Genomic DNA, 15,731 nt, shown 5'->3' with positions numbered 1-15,731 from the left:
TGAATTTAATTGAGATATTAGAACGTACCACGTCCGCGACATTTCGACCAAATTTCGTACAACACCAAGGTTTAGTCAAACTCATTAAGTAGATTAGTGTATTTGACCACTCGGTGCCTGACCACTCATTTAGGAAATATTATTCGCCGCCTTTTGCGCATTGTAGTCATTGATTTCTTGCTGTGCTGACTCAACAGCTTCAAGCGCATTCATTAATAAATGAGGATCCGGAGACTTTCCGGTACCATTTTGGCTTAAATAACGACGCCAAATTCGCCCACCAGCTTGTCCTTGATACAAACCGAGCATATGTCTAGCCACATGCCAGGGCTTAAAGTAAGGATCGTCTTGCCGCGCAATACATAGCTCTATGTATTGCTGCATGTTAAGTACTACATCACGACGGCTAATAGGCTGCACCGAATTGTCGCCAAAAATCTCGGCATCAACACTAGACAGAATGTAGGGGTTGGCATAAACCTCTCTGCCCATCATCACGCCATCAACGTATTTCAACTGTTCTTGAGTATCGGCTAACGTTTTAACACCGCCATTAATACTAATAGAAAGCCCAGGATGAGCCTCTTTTAGCATATGCACTCTAGGGTAATTCAGCGGTGGAATATCTCTGTTCTCTTTTGGGCTTAGCCCTTGTAGCCAAGCTTTGCGCGCGTGAACAATAAAGGTATCGCAACCAGCGTTGGCGACGATGTCAACAAAACGGGCGAAGTCTTCATACTCATCCATGTCGTCGATACCAATCCGGCATTTCACCGTAACAGGAATATCTACAACCGCTTGCATGGCCTTAACGTTCTCAGCCACCACTTCTGGCTGAGCCATTAAGCAAGCACCAAAGCTGCCGTTTTTCACCCTATCAGAAGGACAGCCCACATTGATGTTAACTTCGTCGTAACCCCGATCCTGCGCAAGTACCGCACATTTAGCCATATGCTCTGGGTTGCTGCCACCAAGCTGCAGCGCTACAGGGTGTTCTTCTTGGTTAAATCCAAGGTAGTCGCCTTTGCCATAAATAATCGCCCCCGTAGTTACCATTTCGGTATAAAGCAAAGAATGCTTTGACAGCAACCGAAGAAAATAACGGCAATGGCGATCGGTCCAATCCAGCATTGGCGCGATAGAGAATTTACGATTTAGCGGAGCGAAAGACAAAAAGTCACCTCAATATTATATAGATAAGTAGCGTTTCCTTGTTTTAAAGACTAATACTTAAGTCTATAAACACTTCGCTGAATGACATTATTTTACTACTGTAACGGTAAAGGTTAAAGCTCATCGGTCATATTAGCGGCGTGCGTTGGCGCGAAAGTAAAAAACACATTTAGAACTAATGTGTTATTTCCAATCTCGCCTTTACGCGTTATGGTAGGAAAAAGAATAAAAAACATCCTATTTTTCAATTTAATGGGCTTATCTGATACGCCCATTTCAGAGGTTTGATGTGAACGCAGTTATGTTTATGCCTAAGGGAGATTTTTTGCATGGCAAATAAACCATCTAAAAACGTGGAAGCCAAAGCCGACGTTACACAAGCGGGTGATGAGCTTACTCAGTTGAGAGAGATACTTTTTGGTCAAACTAATCGAGCATTCAAGGCAGATTTAGCCAGCTTAGAATCTCGCATAAATGACAACTTTGCGACCTTAAATAACCAGTTAGAAGTTCAGTTCAACGACATTAGAAAGCTCATCGATAACCAAGTTCAAGATTTATCACATCGACTTGAAGGGGCGAATAGCTCAAACAGCAATGTACAGAATCAACTTCAAGCCACTACAGATAAATTACAATCAGAACTTGAAATAGCCGAAACCTCTGCCAAAAACGATAACGATGCCCTAGAAGCACATGTAGTGAAAGAACTAGATGCTTTAGAAAGTGTATTTAGTAAACGTCATCAAGAGCTACTCGCGCGTCTGCAGCAGGTGACAAGTGAACTATCAGAAACGAAAACTGATAGAAAAACGCTGGCGAACTTGCTTTCCACTATGGCTTCGAACTTAGCGACTGACCAGTAGCCATTAATGGAAGACAACGGGCTTTCTCCTGAGTCAAAAGATAATTCTCTAGATCAAATCAGAGCGTTAATACTTGGCCGGGACGACAAATATATACAAGAAATCGTAAAACGCGATGCCAAAGAAGTGGTAGGTGGTATTGTTTCTGAAGCATTACATGAAAGAGAAAATAAAGACGGCTCGGTGAATAAAGTGCTGGTGCCGCTGGTTGAAAAATCACTGCATCGCTCAATTGAAGCAAACAGCGATAAAATCGTAGGGACACTATACCCTCTTGTCGGCACCTTAGTTCGCAAAGCGGTATCGTCATTTTTAGTCGATTTTGTAGAAAGAACCAACGCACTTATCGAAAACAGCCTTAGCCCTAAAAGCGTTTCGTGGCGTTTTAAAGCGTGGCAATCTGGTGTTAGGTATTCTGATTACGTTGCTTCTCAAGTCTATCAATACCAAGTTCAGCAGCTTTTTGTCATTCACCGAGAAACCGGTACACTGCTACATACCATTTCCTCTGATCCTGAACGCAGCAAAGACGCAGATCTTATTTCATCCATGCTGGTTGCTATCAATGATTTTGTTGCTGATGCATTTCAGTCGCAAGAGTATGAGACCGAAAACGAATTAGGTGAAATTAAAACTGGCGACTTCACACTGCTTATAAAAATAGGTCCACAGGCCATTTTAGTTGCCGCGGTCGTCGGTAGTGTTCCACCGGATATTAGAAGCCGACTACAGCAAGCATTAGAAGAATTCCACCAGTTCTACCAGGTGCCATTGCAGGAGTATCAGGGCGACAGCACACCTTTTGCGGGTTGCGAAACGTTGCTGAATGACTGTTTAATTAGCGCGAAAAAAGAGGAAGCGAAAGGTAAGAAAAAAAGACTCATCGGTGGTGGTGTTATCGGCATCGTACTGCTGCTTTTAGCTTATCTTGCATTTTTACGAATAGATTTGTCGATACTGCAAAGCACGATAAGAGATTTATCTCCCCCAGCTGGCGTTGTGCTTACTGACACGGCCGTAAAAGATGGAAAGGTGCAAGTCCGCTTACTGCGCGATCCTCATATGCAATCATCTCTCTCATGGTTAGAAAGCCAAGAAATTAACACTAGCAAAGTGATTATTCACGAAGCGCCGTTTGTGTCGCTACAAAAAAATGTAGTTATCGACAAAGTATCATCCTTAGTCGTAACCATTAACGGACTGACAGCCATTTATGATGAAAATGATGCATTATTTCTGAGCGGCTCAATGACAATTGATGCATTACGTGCATTCACACGTGAACTTCGTGCAATACCCGGTATTTCTCAATTGAAACCTAATCTTTCTGGCATCGATATTGTTGATGAGGTGCGTGCCAATACTGAAGAACTTGATAACGCGGTAATCAACGACCTTGTGGCGAGAATTTCTTCTACGCATTTACCGTTTGCAATTGCGCAAGAGAACCTTGATTCTGAGCAATTGGAAGTATTAGAGCGCTTAGGCCAAGAGTTGTATCAGTTGCAGCTACTTGCGAAGCAGCTTAATCTGTCAGTTGCTGTCTTTATTTTGGGCGCAAGTGATAATTCGGGTAGCCCTTCACGCAATCTTGCTTTAAGCAAATTAAGAGCTAACAACGTGAAAGAAGCGCTGCTACCCATGAAGGTTGACCCTAGCATTCTTTTTCCAATAGGGCTTGGCCAGTTATCTTTAAGTGAGGGTTCAATGGGACGAACTGTATTTTTAAATGTTTTGCTATCTGACCCAAAGACATCAGAGGTAAATACACAGTGATTCAAAAAAAGGTATGTATCTTAGGTCCTACCGGTGTTGGGAAAACGAGCCTTGTTAAACAATTTGTCGAAAGTATTTTCTCTGAAAAATATAAAACGACAATCGGTGTGAAAATCGATAAAAAACAAGTTAACAAAGATGGCCGAGGGGTCCAGTTGCTGCTTTGGGATCTTGAAGGTATCGATAGATACTGCGGTTTCAATCCACGCTATTTACGTGGCGCAAGTGCCTATATCATCGTGGTCGATCAAACCCGCTCGCAGTCGTTATTAGAAGGTATAGAAATCCTAGAAATGGCTAGAGAACATTATCCTGATATTCCTGCTTTCTTCGTGGTCAATAAAACCGACCTCCCTTCAAGCTGGCACTGGAGTGAAGAAGAACTTGATTCCTATGCAAAGAAGTTTACATCACTAACTAAAACCAGTGCAAAGACCGGCGAGAATGTCGAAAATCTCTTCAGTACAATTGCGTTTTGGTAGGAGCAACGTATGGATATACACCTTCTTAATGCGCTAGGAATTACAGACTGCGCTATCTTTAAAAGCACAACGAGCCTTCAATGCCTAACGCCTGATGTTTCGTGGCTACATAAGATCGCCACCCTCGATGAAGATAACAAGGTTAATCCAGATACCTTTTCCTCCATTTTTCTAGACGACTTTATGACGGATGCCAATGATATTTGGCAAAATGACAGCGTATTTACCCTATCTTCAGGTTTTTGGACTGAAGAAGACGAGAACGAGTCCCTCCATTTAGAAGCACTCGCGATTAATAGCGGCGAAGGTGAGCATTTCTTAGTTATAAAGAATGTCGAAAGCCAATACGAAGAAAAACAAAAAACCCTACAAGCCGCACGAGAGCTACTTTTAAGCCATCACGAAATAGTAGGTCAGCACGAATACATCCGCCAGCGTCTAGATAAAACACTACTTAAAAACAAAAATTATGAAAAGCTAGTCCCCCCGATAAAACAAGCTATCCACCACCTAGAAACTGGGGTAGTTATTTTAAATAAAGACCGTGAAACGGTGTTAGACAATAAATCTGCTAGGCAGCTGCTTTCCTGTAGCCGATCAAATGATAGTGCCAATAGGCTTGAACACTTACTTGAAGATGTCAGCGTTCCAGACACCTTCCTCCCAACACTCATTGAAAAACGTTCAGCATGGCAAGGGGAGCTTTATTGGAAGCCTACCGATAATTATGAAATATGGTTACAAGTGACCATTCACCCGGTTATTCATGATAATGAACTCACCCACTGGGTATATCTTCTTACCGATATCAGTCACATTCGAAATAAAGAAGAAAGCGTACTATCTGCCACAGGAATGGACTCTTTAACCAAAATTGCAAACCGCAATTTTTTCAATAGCTATGTTCAGAAGTTGGTTCAAGAGGACGTTAAATTTGCTCTGTTTATTATAGATATACGAGAGTTTAAGAAAATTAACGAAAAGCTTGGCTATCATTCAGGTGATGAGATACTCAAGTCTTTTGCATCAAGATTACAAGGATTTGTTGGCAACAGCGGGTTTATTGCCAGAATAGGGAGTAACGAATTTGCCATTGTAAAACGCACCGATACCTTCAGTGGCGTTAACCCATTAGACTATGCGCAAGCTATGAAGAAGAAGCTGGTTAATACCTATACTTCACTTCATGGTGCCGAATCCAATCTTGGCATTAACATTGGCATCGCGAGTTATCCCGAACATGGAGATCAAGCGAATGTACTACTGCGTCATGCAGATATCGCGCTCCAAATTGCGAAGTTTCAAGGTAAAAACGTTATTCTTGAATACAGCGAAATGTTGCATCGCCAACATCAGAGTATGTCTGAGTTAGAGAGTAAACTTCGCACCGCCATTGAAAACAAGCAATTAGCGCTTTTCTTACAACCTATCGTTGATTTAGAAACCGGTAAAATTGTTAAGTGCGAAGCATTAGCGCGGTGGAAGACAGAAGACGGAAGCTACATTCCACCAGATGTTTTTATTCCAATTGCAGAACGTACAGAGCTGATATTCCCATTTGGTGAATGGTTAGTAGAAGAAGCCTGTAATGCTATCGATAAGCTTACAGAGGCTAATTTAGATATTCGTTTGGCGATTAATATCTCTGGCCGACAAGTTACCGATCTTGTGCTGCTTCATCAAATACAATCATCCTTAAAGCGCCGAGCCATCGACCCAAGGCATTTATCGATAGAACTCACCGAGAGTGTGTTCATCGACAGTTTAGACACTGTCTCCGTGTTGCTGAACGAACTTAGAGCCATGGGCATTACCATCTCAATTGATGACTTTGGAACTGGCTTCAGCTCTTTGGTTTACCTTAAAAAGCTGCCTATTGATGAACTCAAAATAGACCGTTCTTTTGTGAGCGATTTAGAAGCGAATACCGACGACCAGGCTATTATTCAAGCTATTCTGGGTTTGGCTAAAAATTTAAATATTAGCATTATCGCGGAGGGGGTTGAGACGCAAGATCAACAGGCGTTTTTGGTGAATAACGCGTGTACTTATGCCCAAGGTTATTACTTTGACAGACCCATGTCGATTGGCGACTTCGTAGAAAAGCTGCGTTAGAAAGCTGCACGTTATCAGGCAACTAACTAACGCATGTAAAATGGGGCACTGTCGCTTAAATAAGGCCTAGATGCCCAGCATGAAACTCTAGGTGCTCATCAATAAACGACGCTATAAAAAAGTAACTGTGATCGTAACCTTCATGCATGTTCAGCGTTAATTGTGTATCTGTTTGCTGAGCCGCTTGCACAAGTGCCAGTGGTTTTAATTGCTCTGACAGAAATTCATCGCTATTACCCTGCTCAACCAATAATGGAATTGCGTGGTTCTTACTAGCAATAATCTTTGCAGCATCGTATTCATCCCAGGCTGATTTCTCATCACCTAAATACTGACCCAATGCCTTTTGGCCCCATGGGCAATCAGAAGGGTTCGCCACTGGGCTAAACGCAGAAACAGATACATAGCGATTTGGATTACGTAAACCAGCGATTAGCGCGCCATGGCCGCCCATTGAGTGACCGCTAATTGCGCGCTCTTTTGTCACAGGGAAGTGTTGCTCAACAACACTAGGCAATTCATCGGTGACGTAGCTATACATTTGATAATGCTCATTCCATGGCGCTTGTGTTGCATCCACATAAAAACCAGCACCTAGCCCAAAATCATAAGCGCCATTTTCGTCATCAGGAACACCATCACCGCGAGGGCTGGTATCTGGCGCAACAATCGCCATTCCTAGCTCTGCTGCTAGTTTCATCGCCCCTGCTTTTTGCATAAAGTTTTGGTCGTTACAAGTAAGCCCAGACAGCCAGTATAAAACCGGCACTGGTTTTTCAGCGGAGGCAAACGGTGGTAAATAAATTGCAAATGTCATACTGCAATTGGTGCTCTTTGCATCGTGACTGTAGCGTAAATGCCTACCGCCAAATGCACGATTTTCACTAATAAGCTCCATAATGACTCCTGTACACTAATAAATTTAGAAAAATAACCACTTTGCTGTAGCAAACAGTAAAGGGTCTATCGGATTTTAAATCAAGTTCGTTTACACTAAGTGCCTAATTTTTGAGGTAAGTACGATGATAAGAAGCCTAATGCATCATCTGGTTGGCACCATTTCAGTAATTTTTTATTTTTTAAATACAGTTTTATGGGCAACGCCCATCATTATTTTGTCTTTTTTCAAACTTATTCCGCTTGCGCCTTGGAGACGATTTATATCGTATATCTTGGACGCGTGCGCAACCGCATGGATTACGATTAATAATCTTAATCAACGAGTGAGTAGTAGAACAAAATGGGATGTTACCGGCCTTGATCAACTTACCCGCAAAGACTGGTATTTAGTGATTGCCAACCATCAATCTTGGGTCGATATCTTAGTTTTACAACGTGTATTCAACCGAAAAATCCCATTTTTAAAGTTCTTCCTTAAAAAGGAACTTATTTACGTCCCTATCTTAGGCCTCGCCTGGTGGGCTCTCGATTTTCCCTTTATGCGTCGATACTCAAAATCTTTCTTGGCGAAGAACCCACACCTGAAAGGCAAAGACATGGAAACTACTCGCAAAGCATGCGAAAAGTTTCGTACCAAGCCGGTAAGTATTATGAACTTTGTGGAAGGAACACGCTTTACCCAAGAAAAACACGACCGACAGAACTCACCGTTTAGCCACCTGCTGAAACCTAAAGCGGGCGGCGTAGCGTTTGTGCTTTCAGCGATGGGCTCTCAGTTGCACAAGCTCATTGACGTAACGATTGATTACCCTGGCGGCGTTCCCTCATTTTGGGATTTCGTCAGCGGGAAGGTACGTGATATTCGCGTCAGTATAAAAGTAACCCCCATCACGGATATTACCGAAAATGGCTACTTTAATGATAATTACTTTGACGATCCACAAGTAAGAAGCCAATTTCAGCGTTGGTTAAATAGCCGCTGGCAAGATAAAAACGACCAATTAGAATCGATTAACGCAACTCAGAAGCCACTATGATCCGTACCTTGTTTTCTCCTGTAACTTTCGTTGTCCACACGGCGCTTCAAGTAGCCAACCTTGCGCTATGGGGAGGGCTGATCATCTTGTTCGGCGTCATTAAACTGATACTCCCTTCAGGTAAAGTTACCGAAGCGTGGAATAGCGTCATGCACGCTTGCTTGTTTAGTTTTGGACGGGTAAGCGTATTGCTTATTCGCCTCTTTAACAATGTAAACATTGAGTGTGCGGTTCATGGTGAATTGTCGAAAGATAGATGGTATTTGATTATCGCCAACCATCTTAGTTACCTTGATATTGTGCTACTTATTGAATTTGCGACTCATCGTATACCTGCGCCAAAGTTCTTTCTCAAAAAGGAATTAATTTGGCTTCCTTTTGTAGGATTAGGTGCTTGGGCCTTAGATATGCCTTTTATGCACAGATACACTAAGGCCTATTTAGAAAAGTACCCAGAGAAAAAAGGCAAAGATTTGGAAACAACAAGAGCATCTTGTGAAAAATTTCGTACGGTGCCCACCACTGTCATCAACTTTGTTGAAGGCACACGATTTACCACACAAAAACACCATCAGAAGCAAAGCCCTTATGAAACCTTGCTTCCACCTAAAGCGGGAGGCGTTTCCTTTACACTGGCTGCAATGGGTGAGTTGTTTACTAATGTGCTCGATATTTCTTTGCTATATCCAGAAAATAAGCGCCACCCAATGATGGCTATGCTAAGTGGCACAATGACCAAAATCATAATCGATGTTAATGTGATGCCTGTGCCAGCACTTCAGCAACACTCTTCAATGAGTGAACCTGAGTTTCGCACCACTTTCCAAGATTGGTTAAATGCCATGTGGAAAAATAAAGATAGCCGTATCAAACGTCTTTTGGAGTCGTAATTGTGGAAGTAAGTTCGACTGTACGTGATAGCTTCATGCATTTAGTGAAGGATTTCTTTCCATCACTGACTATGCACGACCCGCTATATAATGCGCTAGCATTGGGCACCATATTGACGATAGCGATTGTCATTTATATATTTGCAAGGTTGATTGTTCGCCCTGAAATAGCGAGATGGGTATCGAAGACCACCAACATTTGGGATAACGCATTACAAGAACATGGCTTCTTCCGCCGTCTTATGCATTTATTCCCTGCTCTTTTTATATTTCTTGCCACTCCAGTACTTATTGAAGAAGCCTCTGTGCTGTACGGCTTATTAATAAAAAGCGCGTTGTTGTATATGCTTTACAGTGGACTGTTGGGTATTTACGCCATTTTGAGTACGGTGGAAGATGTATACAACGCCTCTGCATTATCTAAACGTGCACCTATTACTGGCTTTATTCAAGTCACCAAGCTTGGCTTTGCCATTCTTACCATTTTGTTCAGCATCTCGTTAATTGTAGATAAAAGCCCCTTACTCTTAGTGTCTGGCTTAACGGCTATTGCCGCCGTACTGCTATTAATTTTCCGCGATACCATATTGGGCTTTGTGGCAGGTATTCAAATTGCGGCTAACCGCATGTTTAACACCGGTGATTGGATCACCATGCAAAAATACGAAGTAGATGGTGAAATTAAAGAAATAGGTTTAACCAACGTAAAAGTGCAGAACTGGGATAAAACCATTTCAACTCTGCCTACCTATAATTTGACTACCGAGGCAGTTAAGAACTGGCGAGGCATGCAAGAATCTGGTGGCCGAAGAATAAAGCGCTCGGTGTATATCGATGTTCATTCTATTAAATTGTGTGACAACGAAATGTTAGAACGCTTCTCAAAAATTCGCTATATCAGTGAGTATATAGAGAAGAAAACAAATGAACTGCGTGCTTATCACAGAGACTATTCTATTGATGAATCTGACTTATTAAATAGCCGCAAATTAACCAACATTGGTACCTTCAGAGCTTATCTTGAGTCTTATTTGCGTAAACACCCTAGTGTGAACCAGGAAATGACCTTGATGGTGCGCCAACTGCCACCTAACGAAATTGGCCTGCCACTGGAGCTATATTGTTTTAGTATTGAGAAAGACTGGGTGAAATACGAAAAGGTTCAAGCGGATATATTTGACCATGTGATGGCCATGTTATCTTTGTTTGACCTCGTTGCTTACCAGCGTGACGGCCACTTAGGTTACTTATCCAGTGCAATGGAAATAAGCCAGAGCGAACAAGACTAGTTCTTGCAGTGACCAAAAAATGTAAACGATAGACATAAAAAAACCGGCTTAAGCCGGTTTTTTTATGTCTATCATTACTTAAGCCAACGCATAACCCATTAGCAAGCAAACCACTAGCCCAGACACGCCAAAGAAACCATACTCGATTTTTTCTTGCATGCCTTTTGCGCCAGTTTCAGCTGTCATGAAACCCATTACGATGCTGCTAAGCCCCAGAGTGAAGGCAATTAGCGCAACACCAAATACAATTGCGTTAATCCAATCAGTCATTCTCTAAACCCTTTAATTTTTCTGGCATTATTATGCACGAAATCAATCTGGATGAACATGCCTCAAAAAACATTAAATGCAAGTAATGTGCTCTTTTCCTCACCCCTTTGATCTTAGTCAAAAATGCTAAATAGTTAAGCTAATTGCTAACTTTTCGTAAATAGTCAATGTCACATCCTTTCTATAAAACCTTAAGACATTGAAATAAATGTATTTATTAAAATGGCACTGAGGTTGCAATAACAATAACTAGTGTAACAACTAGTGCAATCACTAGGCTATAAAACAGCGTGACCACAACACAGAGTTCATAACACTAGACGGTCTTCGCGACAGCATCATGGTTAATAGGATTTCAGAAAATGAAAATTAAACAATTACTTCCACTCGCCTTAGTATCTTCATCTTTACTTAGCGTGCCAGCGTTTGCTTTTGAGACTAGCTGCGACATCGAATTAGATGGCCATCTTCAATACCACCAGGGCCTAATTACTGTCGACATGCAAAACGGTTCTACCATGTCGATTGATGACACTTACCATTTGGTGATTAACGGTGAGAGTGTGACGTTGAACAACGAACAACAACAATGGGTCAATACCTATTACGACCGTATCGATACTGCTATTCCCATGACTCTTAACATCGCAAGTGAAGGGTTAGAAATTGCCAGTGTCGCCGTTTCAGAAGTATTCGGTGAACTGCTTGGCGGCGATAATGAGCTTACTGAAGATTTCGATACCATGTTCACTTCGCTTAACGAAAAGTTAGCAACGTCTTTTTACGACGACAACGGCAATATCAAAGTGGATACAGCTAAGTTTGACGAGCCAGGCTTTTTCGACGAAAGCTGGGAAGACGAATTTGAAGCGCAATTCGAGTCGCTCATAACTGAATCAATGGGCCGTATTTTGATTGCTGTGGGCACCCAAATGCTATGGAACGGCGGCGATATGGAAGCCTTCGAGGAAAAAATGGAACGCTTTGGTGAGACTATTGAACACCGTGTTGAATCACAGGCCGCAGCACTTGAAGAAAAAGGCGATGCCCTATGTGAAGTGTTGCAAGAAGCTAATTATGCCGAAAACAAAATGCAAGCCAGCATTCCTGGGTTAGGTGGCTTAGACTTAATTGATATGCGCAGTGGCGAAATGAAAATGTAATTGTGTTTTTATTCGTGCAGTGACTGCCCCCACTACATTCAAACCACGTTCAATTTACATTTAATAACCTTACAACGCTAGCTTTCCCGCTAGCGTTTTTTTATAACCAAATTGATTTTAATAGCTTTTCTCCCTCATCGGTTAGCGCTTTGCACCTTATCCTCAGAACTATGCACCTAACACCCAGCATTTGTGTACCTGGTATTTACCACACAGAACCAATCCGTTTTGCGCCTTACCGCGTATTTTTGATACTTTTACTTTCACCCTCTTTTTCTCATCTAGAAGACGTTATGAATAATAAGCTAGTTATCTGCGGTTACGGTTGGCTTGGTGGCTACTTAGGCGAAGCCATGTCAGCTACCCATGCAATTATTGCTACCACGCGAAGCAAAGAAAAAGCGTTGAAAATAAGCGATAAGCACATTAAAGGCTTGGTTTTTAGTTTGGGTGACGACACCACCGCACTATGTAAAGAACTTAACGATGCAACACTTGTGCTAAACATTCCACCTGGCCGTCGTAATACCCAGTTAGATGACTTCACCAATAACATGCTTGCTCTTATTGATAATGCAGTGGCGGCCAGAGTAGCTCGTATTATTTTCATGAGTACCACCTCGGTATACGGCGATAATAGAAGTGATGTGTTGAATGAACACACCAGCACCCAGCCTGAAACCGCATCGGCAAAAGCGCATGTTGCCATAGAGCAGCACGTGTTAAAATTAAAAACGAATGCCAAGGTAGACGCTAAAATAGTACGCCTTGCTGGGTTAACAGGCCCAGATCGCCACCCTGTAAATTCCTTAAGCGGAAGAAGCCTGAATGCGGGCAATAAACGAATTAACTTAGTACATGTTCATGATGTTATTGCCGCGTTAAAGGCACTGATTTTGGCCGAAACTAGCAAGGGTGACAGCACCGATTTATATCATTTATGTAGTTTACAACACCCGAAAAGAGGCGATTACTATACCCAAGCGGCACTGAAAAAAGGCATACCGGCTCCCACCTTTAGTGAGTCAGAGTTGGCCCCTACGGGTAAGGCGATTGATGCAAAAGCGAGTTGGAATTTGCTGGGAATACTTCCTGACTATGCCAACCCTGATGACATGATTTAGTTAAATAGGATGTTGTGAAGGACATTCATTTATAAAAAGTGCAGTTTTATAAAAAGAGCAGGCTTATAAATAAAGTACAGAATTACAAATAGATAAGGCGCTCACATTTGAGCGCCTTATCGTTGGTATCTCTATTACAACAAGTTTAGTAAGCGACTAGCCAAACAGGCTAACGCCGAAGTATTTAACCGCCACGGTATTGATGAAAATAACTAACAAGATGGCAGGGATAAACGTTTTAAGCGATACATCGACATACTTTTCAAACCATCCACCGCGATAGCCTGAACTCCCCTCTTCAAGGGATGCGTTGAAGTTTGCACTTTTCCAACGATAAATAACAAAGATACAAATCAAGAAGCCGTTTAATGGCAAAATAGTCTCGTAAAATACGTCAATAATAACGTCGAACAGCGACTTATCTACACCCGCGTAGCTGGCGAACTGCGTAAGTGCATCAACTTTACCAAATGACAAAGTACACAGTACCGCTAGTACAAGCATCACGCTACCAAGTGACGCTAACGCCCACTTCCTGCTTACCCCTTTCTCGTCCATTAGCGCCGCTACTGGCACTTCAAAAATAGACACTAAAGACGTGATGGCAGCAAAGAACACTAATAAGAAGAACAGGCTTGCCACGATAGACGCCCCCACATACCCAATAGAGCTTTGCAGCGCTAAAAATATATTAGGTAAATAGGTGAAAATCATACTCACCGATGACTCACTAAGTTCATCAGGATTAATATCAGGGTTGAAAGAGAATATCGCAGGTAGAATCATTAAGCCTGCTGTGAAGGCCACTGCGGTATCTGTTATTGCCACTAACTTTGCCGACGTAGGCACATCCGCTCTCTTGTCGATATAACTGCCGTAGGTAATCAAAATCCCCATACCTAACGAGAGGGAGAAAAACGCTTGTGCGAGCGCACCATTCACCACACTTGCTGTCAGCTTTGAGAAGTCAGGAATGATATAAAACTTCACCCCTGCCATAGCATTCTCGCGGGTGAGTACGAACAACACTAAGCCAATTAACATAACAAAAAGGGCTGGCATCAGCAGCTTAGCTGCTTTTTCAATCCCCTCTTTAACACCGCCTTGCAGAATGAGATAGACCACACCAACAACCACGGCCATATAAGCGAAAATAGACGATGAATTAATAAATAACCCAAATGTATCTGGGTTAGCTAAGGTGTCTAAATTACCGCTGACGGTTTCAAAAAGATAACCGAAAATCCACACCGTTATCACCATGTAGAACACGGCAATCATAAATGGCGTAGCAATGGCTAACCAACCGGCGATTTTCCACTTTGCTGAATTGCCACTGATTGCGCTGTATGCGCCTAATGGATCCTTTTTGGCATGACGCCCCACTGACATTTCCGCTAACATCACAGGTAAGCAAATAGCGAATACAAAAATGGCATACATCAATAAAAATGCACCACCGCCATTTTTTGCTGCGCCAACAGGAAAACCCACTAGGTTACCAATACCTACTGCCGATCCTGCCGCTGCTAGAATAAAACCTATGCGCGATCCGAACTGTTCTCTGGCCCCGCTCATATCCCTTCCTCTTGTTGAGTTTATTTTTATGTTTTCTGGGATGGCGATAACTTATGATTATTTCATCGTGCTAATGGCGTCGACTACGTCGTATTGCTCGCCTTTTTTAAGCGAGTCAAAACACTGCACCATTCCCTAAAATGCATGGTAACAGCAGTGTAATAAAAAGTCTTGATATTGGGCTTACAGAAAGCGGCAATTGGCGTATCACCAAGTTACCACCTTACCGTCCCAGTCAATGAAGTGGCAGCTTTCGTCGCGATTTGAATGCCGAGAAGCGCTCAGTGTCGACAAATGGGTAAGCAGTTGTTTAGCGGTAAATTCCGGTGTGAATAGCTTATTTGCTTTTACGTTTTTCTGAAATGGCGCTGATAAACCAGTATCGACAGTGCCTGGGTGGTAACAGATTAAAAGTGGATCTTTTAGTCGCCGTGTATACTCTACCGAGGCTGTTTTTACCAACATATTAAGCGCGGCTTTTGAAGCTCGATATCCATACCAGCCCCCCAGTTTATTATCTGAAATACTGCCCACCCGCGCGCTTATGCATACAATAGACGGGCTCTCTTTCACCATCACAGTCACCAAGTACTTCATCCATAAAGCGGGCATCGTACTATTGATTGCAAAGTAGGTTGCTAGCGCTTCTTCACTGATATCTTCCAGCCGCTTTTCCGGGCGGAGCCCCAACGTTTCGTTATTGAGCACACCTGTGGCGACAATCGCTAACTTCACGCGCAGACCTTTGGCTTTTAAGTCTTTAACAAACGCCTCTATATTGCGTTCATTGTGTTCCGGCAAGCTAAATGCCGTTACATTATCAGGCCAAGTGGCGTCTTTATAACCAGTGCGGCTAAGCGCGATTACCTTATTGGGATTATCACCTTCATGGGCCTCAGCGCTTGCCAATAGATGAACCAGTGCCTTACCGATCCCTCCTGACGCCCCTATCACAAGAGTGACCGTATTAGCGCTCTGCTCAGCAGTATTTTGCTCAGTTTTGGGGTTATCTGCCACTGTCGCCACCTTTGCCTTTTGTGCTTTCGGTATTCGTAATATGTTCCGCCC

General features: G+C 42.6%; 14 protein-coding genes. 9 read left to right on the top strand and 5 right to left on the bottom strand.

The window, feature by feature from the left end; genetic code table 11:
• Window positions 1-129: 129 nt before the first annotated feature.
• Complete coding sequence (gene dusA / locus KYS23_RS15275) at window positions 130-1,173, bottom strand: tRNA dihydrouridine(20/20a) synthase DusA (RefSeq protein WP_159533256.1); 1,044 nt, start codon at window positions 1,171-1,173, stop codon at window positions 130-132.
• 329 nt (window positions 1,174-1,502) lie between these two features.
• On the opposite strand from dusA, the gene KYS23_RS15270 reads away from it, so the two are divergent.
• Genes KYS23_RS15270 through KYS23_RS15255 form a run of 4 tightly spaced genes read left to right on the top strand, consistent with a single transcriptional unit; the run spans window position 1,503 to window position 6,412 of the window.
• Window positions 1,503-2,039, top strand: coding sequence for a hypothetical protein (locus KYS23_RS15270; RefSeq protein WP_159533258.1), 537 nt, complete (start codon window positions 1,503-1,505; stop codon window positions 2,037-2,039).
• 6 nt (window positions 2,040-2,045) lie between these two features.
• Entirely contained in the window at window positions 2,046-3,815 is a 1,770-nt protein-coding gene (locus KYS23_RS15265) for an OmpA family protein (protein WP_159533260.1), read from the top strand.
• Window positions 3,812-4,297, top strand: a complete 486-nt coding sequence (locus tag KYS23_RS15260; RefSeq protein WP_159533262.1) for a Rab family GTPase — start codon at window positions 3,812-3,814, stop codon at window positions 4,295-4,297. Before KYS23_RS15265 ends, KYS23_RS15260 begins: the two co-directional genes overlap by 4 nt.
• A 9-nt stretch (window positions 4,298-4,306) precedes the next feature.
• The gene (locus KYS23_RS15255; protein WP_159533264.1) at window positions 4,307-6,412 is read left to right on the top strand and encodes a sensor domain-containing protein; all 2,106 of its coding nucleotides are present in this window, start codon (window positions 4,307-4,309) and stop codon (window positions 6,410-6,412) included.
• A gap of 55 nt (window positions 6,413-6,467) precedes the next feature.
• Here KYS23_RS15255 and fghA read toward each other — a convergent pair whose 3' ends face one another.
• Window positions 6,468-7,310 carry an S-formylglutathione hydrolase gene (gene fghA / locus KYS23_RS15250; RefSeq protein ID WP_159533266.1) on the bottom strand — a complete coding sequence of 281 codons (843 nt, stop codon included), beginning with the start codon at window positions 7,308-7,310 and terminating at the stop codon, window positions 6,468-6,470.
• Window positions 7,311-7,434: 124 nt separating this feature from the next.
• Here fghA and KYS23_RS15245 point away from each other — a divergent pair, with 124 nt between their 5' ends.
• Genes KYS23_RS15245 through KYS23_RS15235 form a run of 3 tightly spaced genes read left to right on the top strand, consistent with a single transcriptional unit; the run spans window position 7,435 to window position 10,528 of the window.
• Entirely contained in the window at window positions 7,435-8,349 is a 915-nt protein-coding gene (locus KYS23_RS15245; RefSeq protein WP_159533268.1) for an acyltransferase, read from the top strand.
• Window positions 8,346-9,239, top strand: coding sequence for an acyltransferase (locus KYS23_RS15240; protein WP_159533270.1), 894 nt, complete (start codon window positions 8,346-8,348; stop codon window positions 9,237-9,239). The genes KYS23_RS15245 and KYS23_RS15240 overlap by 4 nt, the downstream gene beginning before the upstream one ends.
• Window positions 9,240-9,241: 2 nt before the next feature.
• Window positions 9,242-10,528: a mechanosensitive ion channel family protein gene (locus KYS23_RS15235; RefSeq protein ID WP_159533272.1), complete on the top strand. Its 1,287-nt coding sequence runs from the start codon at window positions 9,242-9,244 to the stop codon at window positions 10,526-10,528.
• 78 nt (window positions 10,529-10,606) lie between these two features.
• On the opposite strand, the gene KYS23_RS15230 is transcribed toward KYS23_RS15235, so the two are convergent.
• On the bottom strand, window positions 10,607-10,798 hold the full coding sequence (locus KYS23_RS15230; protein WP_013782633.1) for a hypothetical protein: 192 nt from the start codon (window positions 10,796-10,798) through the stop codon (window positions 10,607-10,609).
• Between the two features lie 362 nt (window positions 10,799-11,160).
• Between KYS23_RS15230 and KYS23_RS15225 the strand changes: the two genes are divergently transcribed.
• Both KYS23_RS15225 and KYS23_RS15220 read left to right on the top strand, forming a co-directional pair.
• Window positions 11,161-11,961, top strand: a complete 801-nt coding sequence (locus tag KYS23_RS15225; RefSeq protein WP_159533274.1) for a DUF2884 family protein — start codon at window positions 11,161-11,163, stop codon at window positions 11,959-11,961.
• Between the two features lie 293 nt (window positions 11,962-12,254).
• Entirely contained in the window at window positions 12,255-13,085 is an 831-nt protein-coding gene (locus tag KYS23_RS15220) for an NAD-dependent epimerase/dehydratase family protein (protein ID WP_218419274.1), read from the top strand.
• Window positions 13,086-13,241: 156 nt separating this feature from the next.
• On the opposite strand, the gene KYS23_RS15215 is transcribed toward KYS23_RS15220, so the two are convergent.
• Together KYS23_RS15215 and KYS23_RS15210 are read right to left on the bottom strand one after the other, a co-directional pair.
• Entirely contained in the window at window positions 13,242-14,663 is a 1,422-nt protein-coding gene (locus tag KYS23_RS15215; protein WP_159533278.1) for a sodium-dependent transporter, read from the bottom strand.
• A gap of 207 nt (window positions 14,664-14,870) precedes the next feature.
• Window positions 14,871-15,680 carry an SDR family NAD(P)-dependent oxidoreductase gene (locus tag KYS23_RS15210; protein WP_218419272.1) on the bottom strand — a complete coding sequence of 270 codons (810 nt, stop codon included), beginning with the start codon at window positions 15,678-15,680 and terminating at the stop codon, window positions 14,871-14,873.
• Window positions 15,681-15,731: the final 51 nt, after the last annotated feature.

It is taken from the genome of Alteromonas lipotrueae (assembly GCF_019249255.1).
GTDB classification, from domain to species: domain Bacteria; phylum Pseudomonadota; class Gammaproteobacteria; order Enterobacterales; family Alteromonadaceae; genus Alteromonas; species Alteromonas lipotrueae.
This window is presented reverse-complemented; position numbering and strand designations above follow the sequence as displayed.

Bases quoted from the DNA above. Each gene is read 5' to 3' on its own strand.
- KYS23_RS15270 (WP_159533258.1), top strand. From the start codon at position 1,503: ATGGCAAATAAACCATCTAAAAACGTGGAAGCCAAAGCCGACGTTACA.
- KYS23_RS15265 (WP_159533260.1), top strand. From the start codon at position 2,046: ATGGAAGACAACGGGCTTTCTCCTGAGTCAAAAGATAATTCTCTAGAT.
- KYS23_RS15255 (WP_159533264.1), top strand. From the start codon at position 4,307: ATGGATATACACCTTCTTAATGCGCTAGGAATTACAGACTGCGCTATC.
- fghA (WP_159533266.1), bottom strand. From the start codon at position 7,310: ATGGAGCTTATTAGTGAAAATCGTGCATTTGGCGGTAGGCATTTACGC.
- KYS23_RS15245 (WP_159533268.1), top strand. From the start codon at position 7,435: ATGATAAGAAGCCTAATGCATCATCTGGTTGGCACCATTTCAGTAATT.
- KYS23_RS15240 (WP_159533270.1), top strand. From the start codon at position 8,346: ATGATCCGTACCTTGTTTTCTCCTGTAACTTTCGTTGTCCACACGGCG.
- KYS23_RS15230 (WP_013782633.1), bottom strand. From the start codon at position 10,798: ATGACTGATTGGATTAACGCAATTGTATTTGGTGTTGCGCTAATTGCC.
- KYS23_RS15225 (WP_159533274.1), top strand. From the start codon at position 11,161: ATGAAAATTAAACAATTACTTCCACTCGCCTTAGTATCTTCATCTTTA.
- KYS23_RS15220 (WP_218419274.1), top strand. From the start codon at position 12,255: ATGAATAATAAGCTAGTTATCTGCGGTTACGGTTGGCTTGGTGGCTAC.
- KYS23_RS15215 (WP_159533278.1), bottom strand. From the start codon at position 14,663: ATGAGCGGGGCCAGAGAACAGTTCGGATCGCGCATAGGTTTTATTCTA.